This is a genomic window from Enterobacter sp. 22452 (assembly GCF_052045065.1).
Lineage (GTDB): Bacteria > Pseudomonadota > Gammaproteobacteria > Enterobacterales > Enterobacteriaceae > Enterobacter > Enterobacter mori.
In genome coordinates, this window is the sequence record NZ_JBQEOB010000003.1 from 407,817 (window position 1) to 430,312 (window position 22,496).

Below are 22,496 nucleotides of genomic sequence, written 5' to 3' on the forward strand. Positions count from 1 at the left end.
GCCGTTCCGGTATCGCCGGTATCGCTCAGGGTCACGCTGGTATTTCCGTTCGCATCCGTGGTGGAGGTTGTCGCACTGAGCGTCCCCAGCGTCGTCGCCCAGGTCACCTGCACACCGCTGAGCACCGTACCCGTCACAGAGTCCTTCACCACGGCGGTCAGTGTAGCGTAGTCCGTCCCGTCGTTCGTGATGGATGCTTTATCGCTGGTCAGGGAATCGATGACCGGCTCAACGGCGCTGGCGGAGAGTGCCAGTATGGATTTATACTCCCCGGCCTTATCCGTGGCCTGCGGCGGCAGCAGCTTCCAGTCAGCCGGCGCGTCGCTCCCCAGTATCACCTCCGGTAACTGCGACGTCCCGTTCCAGGTCGCTATCAGCGACGTGGTGGTCTGCCAGCTCACCAGCCCCGTGGTCGTATCCAGCGCCCCCACCTTCAGCGGGAACGTCCTCAGCCCCTGGTTTTTGTTCATCACCACCAGGACGCCCGCCTGCGTCAGAACGCCGTCGGTGACGCTGGCCAGATATTCTGCGACGATGCTCCCCGGATAGCTCTGCTGCGCCACGGCCACCACCGACTGACTCCGGTCTGACGGCACCAGCGTCACCCGGACCACCACGTCGTCGCTTCCCAGGCTCGTTCCCTGCACTGCCGCCCCCGCCACCACCGGGTAGTTTGCCGTCAGGTCCGGGTTGTCCGTCACGTCATAACTGTCCCGGTATGTCCGGAAATCGAAGGCGGTAATATCCCCCGTCAGCGTATGCCCGAACAGATGGCTGCTTCCGGGTTTCACTGACTGCCAGCTCCACTGATACAGCGGACTGCGCAGCATCTCACTGCTGCCTGTCGCCAGCGTCTCGCTGGTACCGCCATAGTTCATGGACTGGTACAGCATGGCCCCGGCAGCGACAGCCGTAATCAGCACGTCAACCGACTGGCTGCTGCCGGTAATACTGGCCGTTACGGTGGAGCTACCGGTATCCCCGGTGTCACTCAGGGTCACACTGGTTTTGCCGTTTGCATCCGTGGTCGTCGTGGTCTCACTGAGCGTCCCCAGGGTTTTCGTCCAGCTCACCTGCACACCGCTGAGCACCGTACCTGTCACGGAGTCCTTCACTACGGCGGTCAGGGTGGCGTAGTCCGTACCATTATTGAGAATGGATGTTTTGTCACGCTGCAGGGAATCAATCACCGGCGTCACCGCGCTGGCAGAGAGCGCCAGAATGGATTTGTACTCCCCGGTTTTGTCCGTAGCCTGCGGCGGGTACAGCGTCCAGTCAGACGGCGCATCGGCACCCAGTCTGACCTCCGGAACCTGTTTATCTTCATTCCAGGAGGCGGTGAGTGACGAAGTGAACTGCCACGTCACCAGGCCGGTAGTGGTATCCAGACTCCCCACGTTCAGCGAAACCGTGGTCAGTCCCTGTTTTTTGTTCAGGATGACCAGTACGCCCTCCACCGTCTGCAGGCCATTTGACACGCTGGCCGTTTCTGTCACTTTTGGCCAGGACTGTGTTGCCGTTGCCACCACAGACTGGCTGCGGTCAGCGGGGAACAGCAACACCCTGACCACCACGTCATCCCCGCCCAGGGCAGTGCCCTGCACGGCAGGGGAGGACAGAAGCTGGGGATACCAGGCCGTCAGGTCAGCGTTATCGCTGACATCGTAGCTGTCCCGGTAGGTTCTAAAATCGAATGCCGTCCGGTCTGCAATCAGCGTATGACCAAACAGGTGCTCGCCGTTCAGTCGGACGGACTGCCAGGCCCACTGAGACACGGCATTACGCAGCTGTTCGCTGTTCTCAATAGCCAGAGGTTCGCTGTTACCACCGTAACTGATAGTCTGATACAGCGTCAGGCCGGCGGACTGAGAGGACAGCGTGATATCCACGGAGCGGAGGCTGCCGGTAATACTGGCCGTTACGGTGGCGATGCCGGTACCGCCGGTATCGGTCAGCGTGGTGATGGCCTGACCGTTTGCTCCGGTCTGCGAGGCGCTGGCGCCCAGATTACCCTGAGATGTCGTCCAGTTGACAGTCACGCCGGCAACGGGCTGTCCCGCGCCGTCGGTAACGGTTGCCGTCAGGGTAGCCGTATCTGTCCCGTTGTTGGCAATCACCGTTTTATCAGATGTCAGGCTGCTGATGGTGTCCGTGGCCGGCGTGCCGCCGCCAAGCGTGGTGTGCCAGGTTCCGTCCCCTTTCAGCACCGGGTCTGAGAAGACCCAGTTCGCCGGGAATCCCCCCGCGTTAATCAGTGTGACGGCATTATTCTGATACTCCACAACGAGCGTGCCGGTACCGGTCCAGGCGACAGTCCCGGTGGTGGCATCGTAATCACCGTAGCGACAGGAGGCGACCACTGAGCTTCCGTTCGTGGGAGCAACAAACCCCAGCGCGGCAGGCCGACCCGGCAGGGACAGCGTGGTGACGCTCTGTGAACTACCACCTACCAGCGCGGAGGATGCCACCGCGTTGGGGGCCGTTTGTGCGGCGTCAATATCCAGCCAGACCAGCACGGCGGCATCCGGGTCAATCCCCAGGTACTGGAGCGGGAACTGATCCTGAGCCGGGTAGAGCTGCTGTAAATCCGCGAACTGTGCGGAGCAGACCTCTTCAATATGGTTAAGATAGCTAAGGGAGGCGTCGGCAGTATCGACCTTACTCCAGGCATAAGAGTACATGGTGGTCATCGCCACGGAGAGGTAGTTCCAGTTGCTGGTGCTGGCGGCAATCACTCCCGTCCCGCCATGGTCAATGCTGTCCGGGGCACCCACGAAATCGGTTTCTTTGTAATAAAGCAGGCTTTTTCCTGCGGCTACATTACTGGTCATCGGTATATCTCCACATAATATTTAGTGTTTTATTTTTTTACTATATAAACACCAGTGAACCACTGATGTCAGAGCCGGGTATCTCCGGTAAGGACAGTGTGAAGGCCACCGTTTCTGGCACGGTATCGGTTATATCAAATGCACAGGCATGAGAGTCTTTCACGTCATTAACTGCGGTTGTAGCATTGCTCTGGGTGATGATGGCGTGCGTGTTTCCCGTAAGCGTCAGCCTCGCGACCGTTGCCGTTGAGCTGTACGTTGTCTGCAGGTACACGCTGCAGACACTGCGACCGTCAGCCCGTGAGCCTGTTGACACCCCGTAACTGAGCAAATCACCCCGGCCTGGCAACCAGTCAAGAAACCGCATACTGACATTCGCGGTTACGCCGGGTTTACTGATTAAACTGGCCTGTATCTGTACTGATTCAGCCGAAAAGTCATAGATTTGCGCCACGCCATATCCGGTATCATCCAGTGTGATGAGCTGCGTGTCCTGCCCGTCGGGATAAAAACATGCCGATGTCGGGGCCAGAATGGTTAATTCAACGGCTGCACTGGCAGGGCCTGTCAGGTTGATCGAATTGACGGGACGAACTGGCACCGCCGGAATAAACACCGGCGCACCAGTACTGCAGTTCATTGCCAGCTCACCGCTGATATTCACATCTCCGGGAAGGGAAAGTGCCGTTTTCCCCTGAAGGTCAGTCACATGATACTGCCCCTCTCCCTGTCCGTTACCGACAGGCAGGATGTTCGATTCCGGTATATGAAAAACGGCTTTTTGAGCGACAACCTCACCGGTGGTCACGGTCCGGGTGTCCGTCCACTGCGTTCCGGGGATTGGCGTATCGGGCGAATCCTTAAACCCAAACCATGTTGCGGTAAGGGTGTCACCTTCAGCCATGCCCGGGTAAACCACCTCCAGAGCGGTGCCGTTATTTGCCACGACCGAGGCATAACTGATCGTATTAGTTGAATCGGCATCAGGGAAAACAGGAGCAGGCAGCGTGGCCGGAGGGGGACATCCGACGATTTCTACTGTAAAGGGGAGCGAACTGTGAATATTTTGTGACTGCTCGATATAATCATAAAACAGCTCATAATGACCATTATAAAAACAGGATGCAGGCAAAGCGGCTGTTGCATCTATTGATAAAGGGAAAACGGGAGGATCCTGTATCACGTATGTTTTACTTGCCAGCCCATCCCAGTAAAAAACAATAAGCTCCCCGGGTAAGGGTTTAAAATAAGCGGCAGGCTCCGGTACATAAACCGTCACCCCTAATGAAATTTCATATGCATCCAGCTGATGGTCCGTTTCTGCATTGACAACCACGGGCGCACCAAGCAGAGGATCGCTGAAATGGATACTGCAGTCCGAGGTTATTGTTCCTGCCCTGGCCCTGACTATCCCGCCTGAAGGTGAATCCGCCGTAGCCTGAATGGTGGCTGAGCCAGCGGCATCCGTCACAGATGCATTGCCTGACAGTGTGATATAGAGCTGTCCGGAAACAAGTTCCCATATAACATTCATACCCGAAACCGGTAAACCATCAGATGTCTGAACAACGGCGGTCAGGACAACTGTCGTTCCCGGACTGGTTACGACAGGCGACGCGGTAACACCTGCAATAATATAATCATCCGACAACGGTAAATTGTTGTTAACCTGATTATCAGGAGTCAGTGATGACGAGATTTTTTCATTCATATATAAATCCCGGAGTTGGTCCTTGCCATGAAGTGCCGCCATATCCGGCGGCACTTCATGTAAGGGTTAAATTAAGTCAACATTGACGGTAGCCGTCGCTGAATTCTCCGGATTTCCTGTGCCAGAACGCTGAACGGTATAAGACCCCTGAGCGGTACCACTGGTACGTACTGCAGTAATATATTCCTGATCAATAATGAAGGTACAGAATCTGAGCGTCACATCAGTAGATTTAACGGTAATAGAGGTGCTTGTTTCTGACCCCGAAACAGGGACACCGGTAGACGAGTATTCCTGCCAGGAGGCGAGCACAATATCCCCCGCCGCCATACCGGAATAGCTGATCCGCATATTTGTCCCGCCGGCTGCCGCATTCGCATTAATCGTGTTGTTGGTCGCTTCCGGGAAGGAAGGTGCAGGCAGTGTTGCCGGTGGTGTTACACCATCGACGGTCAGGGCAAAGTTTTGTGAACAGTGCGTGTTCTGGTTTGCATCTTCAAAAACATAGAACACTGAATACTGGCCATTATATAAACACGCGGAATTAAACTCAGATGAAATGTTTACTGAAATAGGGAATTTTGTTGTGGAGTCGACCGGATACTGTCTGGAATCAATGATATCCGCCCCTTCCGTCCAGTAAAGCGTCACAAAGTCCCCGCTGGAGTAAGGTCCCTTACCCGGATCATTAATATACAACTGGACACCCAGTTTAATTTCGTCAGCATTCAGGGTGTGATCGTCATCGGCATTGAGAATTGAAACCACTGGTACTGTCGGGCTGCTAAAAAACACATTACAGGATGCAGATGTCCGGGCATCTACTTTCGCAGTGATAATTCCGGCCACCCCTGCATTTGAACAGGTTGCAGTAACAGTAGCAGTACCAGCAGCGTCTGTCACTGAAGATGAATCACTGGTTATAATGTAAAGGCCGCCAGCATCGACTGACCAGTCGACTGTTTTCCCGTCGACTGGATTTCCACTGGAGTCAAGCAGTGTTACCGTCAACGTAACCGTACCGTTCAGGGTGGTAATAAGCGGATCGGGTGTCAGGATGATCGTTGTTTCAGGTACTGCAGTGAGCACCGCATCCCCCGTTACTGAGATGTCATCACTCTCAGTCGCCGTGATGGTATAATCCCCCGGAATGATGCAGGTTGCTGTAACTGATGCAATCCCTGATGTCGTATCAGTTGTTCCTGATGTTGCAGACAACGAACAACCAATGCCGGGGGTGACAGAAAAATTGACAGTCGTTGCAGTTGTTACAGGGGTTGTTCCATCGCTGGTCAGAAGCGCACTCACTGTTGCGGGTGTTGTATTGTCATCAGGGATACTGACTGGGTCGATAGTAACAGCAATTTGATTTGGCATGATATTAATCCTGTTGGTGATGAATTAGGCCCTTGCACGTTTCTGACTTGCCGGCCAAATGAGTCTTAAGTATTGAGCAATAATCCAGTAAATCAATTTTCTGACCGGTGGATTTTTTCCGGTATCCGGAGAAAGAAACACCCCGTTGAAAATTAAAAACAATCTTCATAATCTGTATCGCTCAACAATGAATGTGTGACATGATGAACGGTCACGACACATGTTTTTGTACCTCTGGTGAAAATCACCGGTATGTCATACATGACAGAGTACAGAGTACAGAGTACAGAGTAATTGAAATTAGAATGCGTCATTTTTGCATATAGAGTGTGCCAGAAAAGAAGCTTACTCATTATTGGCAGGGCATAGAATGCGCAAATAAGGTTTTGTAGGATTCAGGCAAGGGAAAGCAGTCAATATAATGATAGTTGCTGTTGCGCGAGAGTTGACTGGCTTTATCTTGGATATGAGACGGATGGAGATATCTTGCGCACAACAACCATTGAATCAACAAGCTATATAAGAGCACCATGAACAAAAAAAGTATCAGTTCCCTGAAGATGGCCAGGCGCGGTACAAGAGTATCCCACGTTGACACCTGGCAACATCAGAACAATGCTGATTCGCGACGTAAAAATGTGGTAGACTCATATGACGGGTACTGTAATGCGGTACCCGAGAATATGCAGAGGTACCTATACAAAAAAACAGGCTGTTAAAGTGGTGGGGATGGAAAACCTTCCTCCCGGAAGAAGGCGTATCAGTTGAATATGGCAGAATATTTATCAGATTATTTTAACATGTGTGCTTGTTGCTATTGCTTGCCCTGAGTGTTCTATGCTCGTTTTTCTGGGTTCAGATTTCTCAATCTCATCACGATACTCCTGTTGTATTTTTTCTTCTTTCTGGCCCTTCGGTAAGGGATAACATGGTTTTTATTAATTTGCACGTAAATATTATACCATTTCTTTTGCAAATATGTTTATTTGTTGTCGCAATGAATCATAAAATGAAAATATTTATTTTATTTCGACATCAAATTTTATATGTGCGATGCAATAAACAACACCAGGTGAATAAATTTTATGCGTGGAACATATTTTTAAATTAAATCAAATACAACGGGGTAACTTCCGAAGTTAAAGTGTTCATGTGACTATCAACGCAATATACACTGAGGGACTCGTATTATACCTGTTTCTGCTACTCTACGTTCAGTTCAGATAATGCAAACAGAACATTAGCGCCAGGATACGTTGAAAACCGCCGTTGAGACTTTACTGGCACCGGCTGAGAGTAATTTTATCAATATTGAACCCTTCCTGTACGCCATTGGCAGGGATGATTTGAATGATCTACTGAATGATATTCTGATGCGGCGGGAACTGCTTTCCGGACATAATTTTTTGTCTGAAGATCACGTTTATCTGCATCAATAGCATGGTTTTCATTTACTGATGCGTTTTATCAGTCAGGGGCCGCGGGAAACGTTTTATCTCAATAAATATGACGTTTTCATTCTGAATCCTACACTAAAGACGGTTCGCCTTCTTTTTTTTACGCCGTCATCACTACCAGACCGCAACAGCACGGCACTTCACGGTTCATTGGTCAGGGGGACGATCTTGTGCTTGGACCCGGGGAGTAGTATTGAGTCAGCACGTATCAGGGCGTGATAGATTTTAATGAAGAGAGCATCTTCCATATTACTAAATTTGTTATTTTCGAGAGTTTTCCCTATACAAAAAATGAGTCAAAACATTATTTATTGTGTTGATAATGCTTGATTTTTTAAATAATCGAGAGTTTTTTTGAGCAAACATGTAGGGGTAATATGGTATGACACCAAATCCACCGGGGGTCGCTTCAAGCGCTCTGTTTCGGCCTTCCGTAACTGGCTGACCGCCGACGGCGCACCGGGCCCGAGCGGCGAAGGCGGCTTCGCGGCAGAAAAAGACCGTTATCATCTCTATGTTTCTCTCGCCTGCCCGTGGGCACACCGCACGCTGATTGTGCGCAAGCTTAAGGGGCTCGAATCCTTCATTCCGGTTTCGGTGGTCAACCCGCTGATGCTGGAAAACGGCTGGACGTTCGACAGTGATTTCCCTGCCGCCACCGGTGACGACCTTTATCACCACGATTTTCTCTACCAGCTTTACCTGCGCGCCGATCCACACTACACCGGACGCGTCACCGTACCGGTATTGTGGGACAAGAAAAACCAAACGATCGTCAGCAACGAATCGGCGGAGATCATCCGCATGTTCAACACCGCGTTTGATGCCCACGGTGCCCGCGCCGGTGATTATTACCCGGTTGAGCTGCGCGATAAAATTGACGAGCTGAACGGCTGGATCTACGACAACGTGAACAACGGCGTCTACAAGGCCGGTTTTGCCACCAGCCAGGAAGCGTATGACGAAGCGGTTGGAAAGGTGTTTGAATCGCTGGAGCGCCTGGAGCAGATCCTCGGCCAGCATCGCTACCTGACGGGCGACCAACTGACGGAAGCTGATATCCGCCTGTGGACGACGCTGGTGCGTTTTGATCCGGTGTACGTCACCCACTTTAAGTGTGATAAACACCGCATCAGCGATTATCTGAACCTGTATGGTTTCCTGCGCGATATCTACCAGATGCCGGGTATCGCCGAAACGGTCGACTTCGACCATATTCGCACCCACTATTTCCGCAGCCACAAGACGATTAACCCAACGGGCATTATCTCCATTGGGCCATGGCAGGATCTGGATGAACCTCACGGGCGCGACGTTCGTTTCGGATAAATATTCAGGGCATCAATAGATGCCCTTTTTTAATTCACAATCTCCATCTATCCTTACCTCGATCGCTTAGAAAACAAGTGATTGACTGACTAATGAGGCAAGGAAAATGGACTGGTATTTAAACGTACTGCGCAACTACATTGGATTTGGTGGCCGCGCCCGCCGCAAAGAGTACTGGATGTTCGTTCTGGTGAACTTCATCCTCGCCCTGGTGTTGAGTATTGTGGACAAAATTCTGGGCTGGGAGCGTGCCGGAGGAGAAGGCATTCTCACCACGATTTATGGCGTGTTTATAATGCTGCCTTCCTGGGCGGTTCAGTTCCGACGCCTGCACGATACCGATCGTTCAGCCTGGTGGCTCTTGCTGCTGTTGATCCCGATCGTGGGCTGGATTGTGATCCTGGTCTTCAACTGTCAGAACGGCACGCCGGGTGAAAACCGCTTTGGTCCGGATCCGAAAGCGGGCATGTAAATCAGAGCCCGGTGGCGCTTTCGCTTACCGGGCCTACGATTTTATTTATTGTGGTGGGCAAACAGCTTTGGTATTTCGCGCAGGCACCAGGATTTGGCTTCGCCCATGCTGTCGCGTCGCCACGCCATAATGATATCCACCTCGCTGGTATATTCCGGGCTGACAACGCGCAGTCGCCCTTCCGCAATGTCCTTTTCAACAAAAGGATAAGGCATCGTCGCCACACCCAGCCCGGCCAGCAATGCCTGACGCTTATCTTCCAGCGACGTGACGGTTAAACGCGGCTGTTTATCCAGCAGCTGTACCGTTAACACCGGACGTTCACGGGCGGTATCTGCTACCGCAACGCCACGATACTTCACGCGCGTAACCTCCGAAAGCGGCTCAGGCTCCTGATGGATCGGGTGATCCGGCGCGGCGACATAAACGTTCATCACGCTATAGAGCTTGCGGGAGTTAATTTCTGACGAAGAACGGAAGTGCATGTCCGGCGCAATAACAATATCCGCCCTGCCCGTTTCCAGACGCTCCCACGCCCCTGCCAGCACCTCGGTAATGATCGACAGCTGCGTATTGGCTTTCGCAGCCAGGCGGTCCACCAGCGGGAACAGCGCTTCAGTCGGCACCAGCGCTTCGGTAACTAACGTCAGATGGGTTTCCCAGCCGCGCGCCAGCGCTTCGGCGTCCGTCGTGAGTTTATCCGCCGCTTCCAGCAGCACACGACCGCGTTCCAGCAGCATGCGGCCAACGTTCGTGAATTTTGTTCGATGGCCGGAGCGGTCAAACAGCACCACGTCCAGCTCTTCCTCCAGCTTCTGCATGGTGTAGCTCAGCGCAGACGGAACGCGCCCCAGTTCATCTGCCGCCGCAGCAAAACTGCCGCGTCGGTCAATCGCGTCCATGACGCGCAGCGCCTCAAGCGTCAATGCTCTCTCTTTAGCCATCTCGTTCTCATTCAGGAAATTTGAACATACCGGGCAGAATATCTGGCTAACAATGCAGCGTCCATACCTTTACCATTGTTTTAGTGTAAAGAGAGGTCAAGTTTATGATTACGACAAGAACAGCTAAACAGTGCGGACAAGCCGATTTCGGTTGGCTGCAGGCCCGCTACACCTTTTCCTTTGGACACTACTTTGACCCTAAACTCCTCGGTTACGCTTCATTGCGCGTGTTGAACCAGGAAGTGCTCGCTCCGGGCGCCTCCTTCCAGCCGCGTACGTATCCGAAAGTCGATATCCTGAACCTGATCCTGGAAGGCGAGGCAGAATACCGCGATAGCGAGGGCAATCATGTCCAGGCAAAGGCTGGCGAAGCGTTGTTAATTTCCACGCAGCCGGGCATCAGCTACAGCGAGCATAACCTCAGCAAAGACAAAACGCTGACCCGCATGCAGCTGTGGCTGGACGCCTGCCCTGAGCGGGAAAATCCGCTGGTTCAGAAGATAGATTTAACGGACGATAAACAGCAGCTGATTGCGTCGCCGGACGGCAGCAAAGGCAGTTTGCAGCTCCGTCAGCAGGTGTGGCTGCACCACATCGAACTGAAGAAAGGCGAACAGGCTAGCTTCCAGCTTCACGGTCCGCGCGCCTATCTGCAGTCGATTCACGGTACGGTGCATGCGGTGACGCACACGGAAGAGAAAGAAGCGCTCACCTGCGGTGACGGCGCGTTTATTCGTGATGAAGCGAATATCACCCTGGTGGCGGATACGCCGCTGCGCGCGCTGCTGATTGATTTGCCGGTTTAAAAATCCCCCTCACCCCAACCCCTCTCCCCAAAGGGGCGAGGGGCTCGATTGGTTCCCTCTCCCCTTTGGGGAGAGGGCTAGGGTGAGGGGAGAGGAACTATTCACAACACCTTACTCGCCATAATCTCAATAATCTGCCGGTCCGTTGCCTGCATTGAGCGGCAGGCCAGTGCGCACAGGTTCGAGATAGACTGTTCCACGTCGTGGGCCACAATCCCCTCGTTGCCTGTTAGCCCCCGTCGCAGATCGTCCCGCTAGCGTTGCCGACTATGTTGCCGATTTCCAGCGATTGCGATTCAGATTGCAGCAGGTACTTAATGTTGGTGTGAGAAAATCTCAACCGGAGCAAGGGAGAAAAAATCCCCATGAACTGATAAAAAAAATAACCAAGACTTTCTAAGAATGATGTACTTTTAAAAATAGTAGCCACTCGTGAAAAAACGAATATTTCGGAATTTATAAAGATGAATGCCCTACTCTCAGCCCTTTGTTTTTTATAGGATGACATATCAACAAACCACCTGATGATTATGGTTATACTACGGACACCGTTGAAGAACTCAATGGAACATACTTTTATAAAGGTGTATGTAACATCTCCGCATCTGAGTTATTTTTTTGGATGCCACCGATGAACAGTTCGGCGGATTAAAGGATGCAGTAATGATGGCCACTATGATTCTTGGTTTACCTATACTTGAAACCAGAACAAAGCCAGAAACGGCTACAATAGGCACATCTGTGGCATCTAAGTACCTGCGAGATCTACTGAATGTACAGCTACCACACCGACTACCTACAATTACACTTGCAAGCTTTAAATACAGAAAACCAATGTATACCAAAAACTTAGGTGCGTTCATTGGCCGATGGATACCTGCACTAGGGATAACCATACTTGCTGCAGATGTTGCAATGATAAGTTACAAAACGCTTTCAAGATATAATACGATTGCTCACCCAAAAGACCGGATTTGGTGAAGATGAACAGTGAAGCTGATGTTTTAAAATTCTTCAGGGATAATTTACCAGAACAAGGCACATTTACGGGTAAACGGATTCCCCTCGGGATAGATGATGTTTTACAGGATTACACGGATCTGGATGATATCGTATATGCCATTGAGCGATTCGAAAAAAAGTATCTTATTGAAGTTAACACTGGAAATTATTTCCCCTGGACTCAAACCTGGTTTTTCAGGAAATTGTTTACTAAAGAACCGGTTAAGCAAATATCAAAGCCATTGACGGTAAGAATGTTTGCCGAAGCGGTAAAAGCAGGAAAATGGATACACGATTGATTTATAGAAGGAGTTTTTATCATGGCCGTACCTGTTCACATTTGGTTCTATGACGACGGTGGCTCACTCATTAAAGGTTCATGTGATGTTCAGGATCGTGAAGGGAGTGTTGAAATTAGAGGTTTAACCATAATTTGAGTATTCCAACCGATCCACTCTCCGGAAGATTAACCGGAACGAGGAAACACGCGCCTTTCCTGTTCGAGAAGGAAATTGATAGCTCATCTCCTTATCTTTATAAGGCGGTAGCGACAGGGCAAAACCTTAAGAAAGTTGAAATTAGATATTACCGAATTAATGACGCAGGTTGGGAGGTTGAATACTTTAGAACTGAGCTGGAAGGTGTGAAAGTTGTCTCTATCTCCCCTATTGTTAACGATACACGTAACTGCCCTGGTACTGGCCACCTTGAATCTGTTCAATTGCGCTACGAAAAAGCGACCTGGACCTATTGCGACGGGAATATTCAGTTTGCTGATGCATGGAATGAACGTGCGTCGGCATGATGTTTAGAATTCATTCTCACAGAATCCAATTGAAGCGATTCTGTGAGTTTTCATTTTAAATGATTGATTCCAGGATCACTCAGCCAGCGCGTTAGCCATATCGGTTCTGATCTGCTTACGCTGTTCCGGTGTCAATACCTGGCTGACATCGAAGTAATATTTCACGCGGTAATAACGGGTCTGCTCTTCAATTTTGCTGAAGGCGGTAAGCTGGCTTTTCACCGTGCTTTCGTCCCATTTGCCCGCCTGGAACATGTCGATCAACGCACCGTCCTTCACGCCCGTCATTGGGATCTTGCTGACATTTTGTTCCAGCTGCTGATGCAGATCTTCAATCTTTTTAACCTGCTCATTGCTGAGCTTCAGGTGCTGTACCAGCGGATCCTGCGATGGAGACGGGGCTGCCTCAACGTTCGCAGCCTGCGCGGTAAAACTGCACACTGCCAACGACGCTGCAACCAAAGCAATACGGGTCATTTTCATCATCTTACTGTCCTTACATTTTGTTATTGGGAAAAGCAGGAACATTGTTTTTCAAGAGCGGATGAATATGTGTGAGTAATTATATAAACAATTTTGTATGTTTAGCGGGCAAAAAAAATGCCCCCTGCGTTGAGGGGGCATGAGACCTGAATGTTGTCAGATTGATTGCGTAAACGTCCTTGAAATCACATCCTGCTGCTGCTCGCGCGTCAGGGCGTTAAACCGCACCGCATAGCCCGAAACGCGGATGGTCAGGTTCGGGTAATTCTCGGGATGCGCAATGGCATCGAGGAGCATTTCCCGGTTCATGACGTTGACGTTCAGATGCTGCCCACCCTCAATAGACGCTTCGTGATGGAAATACCCGTCCAGCAGCCCCACCAGGTTGGTTTTGCGCACCAGCTCGTCCTTGCCCAGCGCCTGCGGCACGATGGAGAAGGTGTACGAGATCCCGTCTTTGGCATAGGTGAAAGGCAGCTTGGCAACCGACGTTAGCGAGGCCACCGCCCCTTTTCTGTCGCGGCCGTGCATCGGGTTCGCGCCAGGCGCAAACGGCGTGCCGCCGCGGCGTCCGTCCGGCGTGTTCCCAGTCTTCTGGCCGTACACCACGTTGGAGGTGATGGTAAGGATAGATTGAGTCGGTACCGCGTTGCGGTAGGTTGGCAGCGCCTGAATTTTCTTCATAAAGCGCTCCACCAGGTCGCAGGCGATGCTGTCCACGCGGTCGTCGTTGTTGCCGTACTGCGGATAGTCTCCTTCAATCACGAAATCGACCGCCAGACCGGTATGGTCGCGCACCGGTTTCACCGTGGCGTATTTAATGGCCGACAGGGAATCCGCCGCCACTGACAGCCCGGCAATGCCGCAGGCCATGGTGCGATAGACGTCCCGGTCGTGCAGCGCCATCAGCGAGGCTTCGTAGCTGTACTTATCATGCATGTAGTGAATGAGATTCAGCGCGCTGATGTACTGCACCGCCAGCCAGTCCATAAAGTGATCGAGGCTCGCCATCACGGTGTCGTAATCCAGCACGTCGTCCAGCAGCGGCTCGGTTTTCGGACCGACCTGGATCTTCAGCTTCTCGTCCACCCCGCCGTTGATCGCGTACAGCAGCGTTTTGGCGAGGTTGGCGCGCGCGCCAAAGAACTGCATCTGCTTGCCGATTACCATCGGGCTGACGCAGCAGGCAATGGCGTAATCATCGCTGTCGAAGTCGGCACGCATCAGATCGTCGTTCTCATACTGCAGCGAAGAGGTGACGATCGACACCTGCGCGGCGTATTTCTTGAACGCGATCGGCAGCTGTTCAGACCAGAGGATCGTCAGGTTCGGCTCCGGTGCCGGCCCCATGGTGTGCAGGGTATGCAGATAGCGGAAGCTGTTTTTGGTCACCAGCGTGCGCCCGTCCAGCCCCATGCCGCCAATTACTTCCGTCGCCCAGATCGGATCGCCGGAGAAGAGCGTGTCGAACTCCGGCGTGCGCAGGAAGCGCACCATGCGGATCTTCATGATGAAGTGGTCGATCAGCTCCTGCGCCTGGACTTCATTCAGCCGCCCGGCCTGCATGTCGCGCTCGATGTAAATATCGAGGAACGAGGCCGTGCGCCCCAGCGACATCGCCCCGCCGTTCTGGGATTTCACCGCGGCAAGGTAGGCAAAATAGACCCACTGCACCGCTTCCCGGGCGTTCATCGCCGGACGTGAAATATCAAAGCCATAGCTCGCCGCCATCTGCTGGATCTGCAGCAGCGCGCGTTTGTGCTCCGCCAGCTCCTCGCGCAGGCGGATCGTCGCCTCGAGATCTTCACCGCGCTCGAGTTTCCCCTGCAGATCCGCAAACTGAAGTTCACGCTCGCGCACCAGATAAGCGATCCCGTACAGCGCCACGCGGCGATAGTCGCCGATGATGCGCCCGCGCCCGTAGCCGTCCGGCAAACCGGTCAGTACGCCGGATTTACGGCAGCGCATCATCTCCGGCGAGTAGACGTCAAACACGCCCTGGTTGTGGGTTTTGCGCAGGTCGGTAAACAGGTATTCAAACTGCGGATCCATCTCGCGGCCATAGGCCTCGAACGAGCTGCGGATCATGTTGATCCCACCGTACGGGTGCAGCGCGCGCTTGAGCGGCTTATCTGTTTGCAGACCAACGATCGTCTCCAGATCCTGGTCGATGTAGCCCGGCCCGTGGGCCGTAATGGTGGTGGCAATGTTGGTGTCAAAATCCACCGGGGCGTGGGTGGCATTCTCCTGGCGAATGCCGACCATCACCTTCTGCCACAGCGCCGTCGTTGCTGGCGTCGCCTGCGCGAGGAAAGCTTCATCGCCTTCATAAGGGGTGTAGTTATGCTGAATAAAATCGCGCACGTTAACGGCGTTTTTCCATTCTTCACCGCGAAACCCGGCCCATGCGTCGCTGTAGGGCGCGACGCCCGTATCGATTGTAACTTTCATGTGATTCTCGCTTTATCAGGCGTAAGCCGCAGCCGGGGTAACCTTCCCAAGACGGAGGGCGTCCAGCGCGATCATTTTTTCTTCGTTGGTAGGGACAACCGCGCAGGCCACGCGGGACGACTCGGTGCTAATGACGCGCTCACCCGCGCTGCCCGGCAGGGCATTTTTGGCATCGTCGAGGATGATGCCGAAGACTTTCAGGCGTTCCGCCACCAGCGCGCGGACAAGCTTCGAGTTTTCGCCAATGCCGCCGGTAAAGACCACCCCATCCAGGCGGTGCAGGGACGCCGCGTGACCCGCAATGTGCCGCGCAATGCGGTGAACGAAGGTATGGATAGCCAGCTGTGCCCGCTCGTTGCCTTCGTGCCAGGCTTTCTCCAGCGCGCGTAAATCGGAGGAGAGACCGGAGATCCCCAGCAACCCGGACTCTTTATTGACCACGCGCTCCAGATCTTCAAACGACTGGCCGGTCTGCTGGGCAATCCACGCCATCGCACCGAAGTCCACATCGCCGCAGCGCGTGCCCATCACCAGCCCTTCCAGCGGCGTCATCCCCATTGAGGTATCGACGCTTTCGCCGTTGCGCACCGCGCAGATGGACGCCCCGTTCCCGAGATGGGCAATCACCAGCCCGCTGTCATCGGGGGACAGCCCGAGAAGCGTATGCGCCTGCGCGGCCACGTAACGGTGAGAGGTGCCGTGGAAGCCGTAGCGGCGCACGCCCAGCTCTTCAAAATAGCGGTACGGCAATCCGTACAGATACGCCTGCGGCGGCAGCGTCTGGTGGAAGCTGGTATCAAATACCGCCACCTGCTGCACGCCCGGGAACAGGCGCTCTGCGGCTTCCACGCCGCTCAGGTTGGCGTAGTTATGCAGCGGCGCCAGCGGGGAGACCTGGCGGATCTGCGCAATCACCTCTTCCGTGATCAGGGTCGACTCGCTGAAGAGGTCGCCGCCGTGTGCAATGCGGTGGCCAATTAAGGCCACGCTGCTCATCAGGTTACGCTTCTCCAGCTCCAGGGCGATGGCAGCCAGCGCCCCTTCGTAGTCCTGGTGAGCCAGTCGGACTGGCTCACCCCCGTTCACGGAAATAAAGGCCTTCTCGGTGTTGATCCCGTCCGCAATCCCCGTCATCAGGGCATCGCAGCTGCTGGCGTCGAGCACCGAAAACTTAACAGAGGACGATCCGCAGTTAATAACCAGTACTACCGGAAACTCAATCATCATGTGACTCCGCTCTTCCTGAGCAATGGGTTAGAACAGTTTGTAAACGATATTCAGAATGGTCAGCAGACCAACCACGGTAACGAAGATGTTCTCGGTACGGCCTTTGTATTTCGCCAGCGCCGGTGCTTTGCGGATGGCGTACATCGGCAGCAGGCACAGCAGAGAGGCGATGATTGGCGCGCCCATAGCTTCAATAAGGTCCAGAATGTTCGGGTTGGCGTAGGCCACAACCCAGGTGGAGCCCATGATGAAGATCATGCTGATGGTGTTCAGCTTGCCGACGGAGACTTTCTTCTTATCGCCCTTATAGCCGAACTTGAGCACCAGACCGTTCAGCCCTTCCAGCGTGCCGAGGTAGTGACCAAAGAAGGATTTGAAGATAGCGACCAGCGCAATGATGGATGCGCCGTATTCCAGCACGGTGGCGAAGGTAGATTTAGTGCCTGACAGCGACGCGAAGTGGTTCGCCAGATAAGAGAGCACCGGAATGTTCTGCGCCTTGGCGTCCGCCATGTTCTGCGGAGAGAGGGTGAACAGGCAGCTGAAGGCGAAGAACATCACCACGGCCACCATCAGCAGGCTGGCGCGGCCGATGATTTTGGAACATTTCTGCTCGGTAAACTCTTTCCCGAACTCCGGCTCGTACTCTTCGCGCTTGGAGACCACAAACGAGGAGACGATAGGCGAGAAGTTAAAGGAGAAGACCATGATGGAGATCCCCAGCCACACGGTGACCAGAATGCCGTCATGACCGGTGAAGGCGATATCGCTCAGGTTGACCTGGTCGATCACCGCCGAGTTCCAGTAAGGGATCAGCGACAGGGAAATCAGCACCAGGCTGGCGATAAACGGGAACACCAGGAAGCTCATGACCTTCACCATCAGGTCTTTACCAAACCAGATAACAAAGGCCATCAGCAGCAGCAGGAACAGCGCCACAAAGCCACGGTTCAGCGCGGGCAGCTGGAGCTGGTTTTCCCAGAAGGTCATGAAGGTGTTGGTAATAGTGACGCCGTAAATCCACAGCAGCGGGCAAATCGCAAAGAAGTAGAGGAACGTGATCACCACCCCGCCGGTCTTACCGAAGTGCTCTTCTACCGTTTCGGTGATGTTGCCCGAGACGTTACTGCCTGACAGACACAGGCGCGCCAGCGCCCGGTGGCAGTAGAACGCAATCGGGAACGCGAGAACCAGCATCAGCAGAATGGGGATCAGGCCACCAAAGCCTGCGCGAATGGGGAAGAACAGCACGCCCGCGCCAATGGCGGTACCAAACAGGCCAAGCGTCCAGGTGGTATCAGACTTACGCCAGGAGGACGTTTTTGTCTGGCCAACGATAATGCTTTCTGTGTTGCTCATAGGTCACCTTTATGCGTCAACGAAGCCGGTAATTTGGGAAACACGGGAGAGATCGATATTGCCGCCGGAAATAATGCAGACGGTTTTACGACCCTGAATATAATGGTCAAGTTTGCCGCTTAATAACGCCGCGCAGGCCAGCGCGCCAGCACCTTCTGTCACCACTTTATTTCGCTGAATGAGCGCGATCATGCTGTTGCGAATATCGTCCTCACTGACCAGAACAATGTCGTCAACTAATTCACGAACAATTTCGAAGGTTAATTTACCGGGACGAGAAACATCGCAGCCGTCTGCTAATGTTCCGGTGACGCGATGGTTAACGATTTCCCCGGCCTGATAAGACGCTGCCATACCGTGCACGTTCTCAGACTGCACGCCGATAATATTAATGGTCGGGTTGATGGATTTAATCGCTGTGGCAATCCCGGCAATTAATCCGCCGCCGCCGATAGGCACAATGACGTTATCCACGTCGTATAAATCTTCAAGAATTTCCAGACCGATGGTGCCCTGCCCGGCAATCACTTTTGGGTCATCGTAAGGCGGAATAAAAATGCGCCCTTCCATTTCGACGATTTCGCTCACCCTGGCGATGGTGTCGTTAAAGTTCTCGCCGTGGAGCACCACTTCGGCGGAGTAGTCGCGCGTGGCGGCAACCTTAGATTTCGGCGCGCCCATCGGCATCACCACTTTGCCGTCGATACCGAGCATGGCGCAGGAGAGCGACACGCCCTGCGCATGGTTTCCCGCCGAACAGGCGACAACGCCTTTGCGTTTTTCAGCATCGGTGAGCGAGCTTAACTTATTAAACGCGCCGCGAATTTTGAATGAACCGGTACGCTGCATGTTTTCAAACTTCAGGAATATCTCACCCTTACAACGTTCGCTGAGATAATTCGAGCGCGGCATGCCGGTTTTATAGATTTTTCCTGCCAGTCGTTTTCTGGCATCCTGAATATCTTCAATCGTTACCGGGAGATCGTAAGTAATGTGCATAATATCCTCGTTATAATAATTCATTGTTTTCAGGCAAAGTCAGGGTATCAGAGCGTTACAGAGATAAGCTCTGGGTGTTTTTAAAATGGATACTTATTATTCATCGTCGTCTTTCGATATTCATCGACGAATATTGTTTTGCCAGTTCAACTAATACTGATGCTGATTTTTTAATACTGTAATTTTTAGACCACACCGCGGCGTAACGCGCCACGGGTAATTCATCTTCCACCGGCAAGACAATAAACTGGTCAGAACCGAACGGCGCAATCATGTCGCGGGGAATCACCGTCAGATAATCGGCATTGAGGACAAGGTTATAAATGGTAACGACGGAATCGGTCTGGACGATGTTTTCAATGCTGATGTGGTTGTCTTGCAGGGTGGTCAGAAGTTCTTTGTAGTAGCCCATATCGGTTTGCGGCATCACCCACTGCTCGTGCGTGAGCGATGCCAGTGTCGTCGGGCCGGTGCACGTTCGTGATTTGCTGGCGACCAGCACAAACTCGGACTCAAACAGCGGCTCGACGTGCAGGTCCTGCAGCAGCATTTCATCGCTTAACGTGCCGATAGCGAAATCCAGCCGACCGTCGCGAATGGCGGGCAGGAACGAAGAGAGCTGTGCTTCGTACATCGAGACGCGCGCTTTCGGGAACACTTCCTTGAATTTTTTGATCATCTCAGACAGGAAGGTGAAGCCTATCAGCGACGGATAGCCAAAGGAGACGTCCATAACGGTGCTAAAACTGAGGCTGTTGATCTCGCTCACCATGTTTTTCATTTCGCGGGTGATCGACTCTGAATACGAGAGCAGAACCTGGCCTGCTGCGGTCAACTTAACGCCCGTGTTTTTACGAATCATCACTTCAACCCCGAAGTAGGATTCGATATCGCTGATGATTTTGCTGACGGCCGGTTGCGTCAGGCCCAGTTGTCTTGCCGCAGAACCTATGGAGCCACTTTTAATGACTTCCTGAAATACCACGAGGTGCTGTGTTTTCGGTAGAATAATAGTTTTCATAATATTCTGCGCTTATTTCCCTATGACGGAGCGAATTCTACCTAATAGTGTTTCAGGGGGTATGTGCTGTTACTCACAATTTGCCTTTTCGCATCAATACCAACCTCGACAGAACACCATTAAAATACTTATATATCAATAAGTTGATAATATAAAAACACACCAATTCGCTGATATTGATCAACAAAAATGGCGGTAATAACTTTATTTTATGGTGATAACCCCGGTGGATTTTTTGTATTTTAAAATATCAATAAAGACTATCTTTCAGACAATTAACGGCTAATAAAGAACCATTTTCTATTTAAAACATTTTTGTATTTTATCAAATAGAACAATAATGATGTTGCCCGCGCACACAAAAGAGTCGAATACATCACACATTCACACTGGGAATGTTTTTGAATTCAATATTTATATATCAAATATGAAAACGATGAACACCATTACCGTAACATCAGCAACAAATTAACAACGCTGAGAAAGCGTTCTTTTTTAGCGGGAAATTTTGTGATTAGGATCGTATATGGCAAATGAACGGATTCATTAACCACATAAACAGTGAAATGTGCTTAGCGTCGCAATTTTGAGAATTGGTATCATTTTCCCACATGGCCGGATGACCTGAAAGCAAAAACCCCGCCGAAGCGGGGTTCTTTAAGAAGTTGAAGCTGACCGATAAGCCGGGTTCTGTCGTGGACAGTCATTCATCTAGGCCAGCAATCGCTCACTGGCTCAAGCAGCCTACCCGGGTTCAGTACGGGCCGTACCATGTGAACCCCTATTTGGCCTTGCTCCGGGTGGAGTTTACCGTGCCACGGACTGTTACCAGCCGCGCGGTGCGCTCTTACCGCACCCTTTCACCCTTACCTGATCCCGCTTGCGCGGGCCATCGGCGGTTTGCTCTCTGTTGCACTGGTCGTGGGTTTCCCCCCCAGGCGTTACCTGGCACCCTGCCCTATGGAGCCCGGACTTTCCTCCCCTCCGCCCGTCTCCCCCGAAAGGGACGACGACGAAGCGGCGACTGTCTGGTCAGCTTCGGCGCGCAGTATAGAGGGTTTGCGCGCCGCTGTCACCCTTGGGTGTGCATCCCCACCTGCAAAGTCGCGGCGATATTGCGTGAGGCGCGGTAAATGTTGTCATAGGCGCCGCGAAACGCCTCTTCCAGTGAACCAATGCTGGTCAGCACGCTGAACACGGCGTCGATGCCGTACTGGTGCACGACGCCCACGTCCGGGGTCAGGCTACCGGCAATGCCAATCACCGGCTTATGGTATTTTTTGGCGACGTTCGCCACACCGACGGGCACTTTGCCGTGAATGCTCTGGCTGTCGATACGCCCTTCCCCCGTCAGCACCCAGGTGCAGTCGTGGATATGCTCTTCAAGGTTGAGCGCCTGGGTGACAATCTCAATCCCGCTCTTAAGTTCCGCGCCGAGAAACGCCATCAGCGCTGCACCCATACCGCCAGCAGCACCGGCTCCCGGTACGTGCTTCACATCGATACGCAGGGATTTTTTAATCACGTCGGCAAAGTGGCTGAGATTGGCGTCCAGCTCGAGGATCATCCCCTCGGTCGCCCCTTTTTGTGGGCCAAAGACGCGCGACGCGCCTTTCTCTCCCACCAGCGGGTTGGTGACGTCGCAGGCGACGCGGATCGCACAATGCTGAAGACGCACATCAAGGCCCAAAAGATCAATACTGTTAAGCGCCATCAGGCTGCCGCCGCCGTAGCCGATCTCCGTGCCGTTGGCATCGCTGAGCTTCGCCCCGAGCGCCTGCAACATCCCCGCACCACCGTCGTTGGTCGCGCTGCCACCGATACCGATAATAATATTGCGCGCGCCTTTATCCAGCGCGCAGAGGATGAGCTCCCCGGTGCCGCGTGAAGTGGTGATGAGCGGGTTGCGCTGTGCCGGAGGGACTAATGCCAGACCGCTGGCTGCCGCCATCTCGATAAACGCCGTGCTGCCGTCGCCGGACATTCCCCAGCAGGCATTCACCTTTTCACCCAGCGGGCCCGTGACGACGGCATAATGTTCGCTGCCGTGGGTGGCGGCGATCATCGCTTCAACCGTGCCTTCCCCGCCGTCGGCGACGGGAACAGAAACATAAAGTGCGTCGGGGAAGATTTCCCGAAATCCTTTTTCTATCGCCTGAGCTACCTCGGTGGCAGAAAGGCTTTCTTTATAAGAGTCTGGCGCGATTACGATTTTCATAGTT

General features: G+C 52.9%; 16 protein-coding genes, 1 other RNA gene and 3 pseudogenes. 7 read left to right on the forward strand and 13 right to left on the reverse strand.

Translation table 11 applies throughout. The annotated features are described in order from the left end of the window. The 3 genes from ACTJJA_RS11825 to ACTJJA_RS11835 all read right to left on the reverse strand — a co-directional run. On the reverse strand, window positions 1-2,831 hold a 2,831-nt coding region (locus ACTJJA_RS11825), incomplete at its 3' end, for an Ig-like domain-containing protein (RefSeq protein ID WP_440668116.1). 40 nt (window positions 2,832-2,871) lie between these two features. Beyond that, window positions 2,872-4,542: an Ig-like domain-containing protein gene (locus tag ACTJJA_RS11830; protein WP_440668118.1), complete on the reverse strand. Its 1,671-nt coding sequence runs from the start codon at window positions 4,540-4,542 to the stop codon at window positions 2,872-2,874. A 66-nt stretch (window positions 4,543-4,608) separates the two neighbouring features. Continuing rightward, window positions 4,609-5,919: an Ig-like domain-containing protein gene (locus ACTJJA_RS11835; RefSeq protein ID WP_440668120.1), complete on the reverse strand. Its 1,311-nt coding sequence runs from the start codon at window positions 5,917-5,919 to the stop codon at window positions 4,609-4,611. A 1,256-nt stretch (window positions 5,920-7,175) separates the two neighbouring features. Between ACTJJA_RS11835 and ACTJJA_RS11840 the strand changes: the two genes are divergently transcribed. The 3 genes from ACTJJA_RS11840 to ACTJJA_RS11850 all read left to right on the forward strand — a co-directional run bounded on the left by ACTJJA_RS11840 (window position 7,176) and on the right by ACTJJA_RS11850 (window position 9,177). Further along, a complete protein-coding gene (locus ACTJJA_RS11840; protein ID WP_440668121.1) occupies window positions 7,176-7,358 on the forward strand; it encodes a hypothetical protein in 183 nt (60 codons plus the stop codon). A gap of 372 nt (window positions 7,359-7,730) precedes the next feature. Next, window positions 7,731-8,705, forward strand: a complete 975-nt coding sequence (locus tag ACTJJA_RS11845; protein ID WP_440668123.1) for a glutathione S-transferase family protein — start codon at window positions 7,731-7,733, stop codon at window positions 8,703-8,705. Window positions 8,706-8,811: 106 nt separating this feature from the next. Further along, on the forward strand, window positions 8,812-9,177 hold the full coding sequence (locus ACTJJA_RS11850; protein ID WP_010435895.1) for a DUF805 domain-containing protein: 366 nt from the start codon (window positions 8,812-8,814) through the stop codon (window positions 9,175-9,177). 41 nt (window positions 9,178-9,218) lie between these two features. Here ACTJJA_RS11850 and yhaJ read toward each other — a convergent pair whose 3' ends face one another. After that, complete coding sequence (gene yhaJ / locus ACTJJA_RS11855) at window positions 9,219-10,121, reverse strand: DNA-binding transcriptional regulator YhaJ (protein ID WP_003862655.1); 903 nt, start codon at window positions 10,119-10,121, stop codon at window positions 9,219-9,221. A gap of 104 nt (window positions 10,122-10,225) precedes the next feature. Here yhaJ and ACTJJA_RS11860 point away from each other — a divergent pair, with 104 nt between their 5' ends. Further along, the gene (locus ACTJJA_RS11860; RefSeq protein ID WP_010435898.1) at window positions 10,226-10,927 is read left to right on the forward strand and encodes a pirin family protein; all 702 of its coding nucleotides are present in this window, start codon (window positions 10,226-10,228) and stop codon (window positions 10,925-10,927) included. Window positions 10,928-11,028: 101 nt separating this feature from the next. Here ACTJJA_RS11860 and ACTJJA_RS11865 read toward each other — a convergent pair. Next, window positions 11,029-11,160, reverse strand: a pseudogene (locus ACTJJA_RS11865) (hypothetical protein); the annotation flags it as partial. Window positions 11,161-11,435: 275 nt separating this feature from the next. Here ACTJJA_RS11865 and ACTJJA_RS11870 point away from each other — a divergent pair. The 3 genes and pseudogenes from ACTJJA_RS11870 to ACTJJA_RS11880 all read left to right on the forward strand — a co-directional run bounded on the left by ACTJJA_RS11870 (window position 11,436) and on the right by ACTJJA_RS11880 (window position 12,734). Then, window positions 11,436-11,908, forward strand: a pseudogene (locus tag ACTJJA_RS11870) (STM2901 family protein). Window positions 11,909-11,910: 2 nt separating this feature from the next. Beyond that, window positions 11,911-12,228, forward strand: coding sequence for a DUF1493 family protein (locus ACTJJA_RS11875; RefSeq protein WP_440668127.1), 318 nt, complete (start codon window positions 11,911-11,913; stop codon window positions 12,226-12,228). A 21-nt stretch (window positions 12,229-12,249) separates the two neighbouring features. Continuing rightward, window positions 12,250-12,734: pseudogene (locus ACTJJA_RS11880) on the forward strand (Hcp family type VI secretion system effector). A gap of 75 nt (window positions 12,735-12,809) precedes the next feature. On the opposite strand, the gene ACTJJA_RS11885 reads toward ACTJJA_RS11880, so the two are convergent. The 8 genes from ACTJJA_RS11885 to garK form a co-directional block, all read right to left on the reverse strand. After that, window positions 12,810-13,220, reverse strand: a complete 411-nt coding sequence (locus tag ACTJJA_RS11885; protein ID WP_440668129.1) for a Spy/CpxP family protein refolding chaperone — start codon at window positions 13,218-13,220, stop codon at window positions 12,810-12,812. Between the two features lie 153 nt (window positions 13,221-13,373). Beyond that, complete coding sequence (gene pflB / locus ACTJJA_RS11890) at window positions 13,374-15,668, reverse strand: formate C-acetyltransferase (protein ID WP_440668131.1); 2,295 nt, start codon at window positions 15,666-15,668, stop codon at window positions 13,374-13,376. A 15-nt stretch (window positions 15,669-15,683) separates the two neighbouring features. Continuing rightward, on the reverse strand, window positions 15,684-16,892 hold the full coding sequence (gene tdcD, locus ACTJJA_RS11895; protein WP_440668271.1) for a propionate kinase: 1,209 nt from the start codon (window positions 16,890-16,892) through the stop codon (window positions 15,684-15,686). Between the two features lie 30 nt (window positions 16,893-16,922). Then, a complete protein-coding gene (gene tdcC / locus ACTJJA_RS11900) occupies window positions 16,923-18,254 on the reverse strand; it encodes a threonine/serine transporter TdcC (protein WP_010435911.1) in 1,332 nt (443 codons plus the stop codon). Between the two features lie 9 nt (window positions 18,255-18,263). Next, complete coding sequence (gene tdcB, locus ACTJJA_RS11905; RefSeq protein ID WP_421511081.1) at window positions 18,264-19,253, reverse strand: bifunctional threonine ammonia-lyase/L-serine ammonia-lyase TdcB; 990 nt, start codon at window positions 19,251-19,253, stop codon at window positions 18,264-18,266. A gap of 100 nt (window positions 19,254-19,353) precedes the next feature. Continuing rightward, window positions 19,354-20,274: a transcriptional regulator TdcA gene (tdcA, locus tag ACTJJA_RS11910; RefSeq protein WP_440668134.1), complete on the reverse strand. Its 921-nt coding sequence runs from the start codon at window positions 20,272-20,274 to the stop codon at window positions 19,354-19,356. Window positions 20,275-20,937: 663 nt separating this feature from the next. Then, window positions 20,938-21,314, reverse strand: an RNA gene (gene rnpB / locus ACTJJA_RS11915) — RNase P RNA component class A. A gap of 32 nt (window positions 21,315-21,346) precedes the next feature. Then, window positions 21,347-22,492, reverse strand: a complete 1,146-nt coding sequence (gene garK, locus ACTJJA_RS11920) for a glycerate 2-kinase (protein ID WP_440668136.1) — start codon at window positions 22,490-22,492, stop codon at window positions 21,347-21,349. Window positions 22,493-22,496 lie beyond the last annotated feature (4 nt).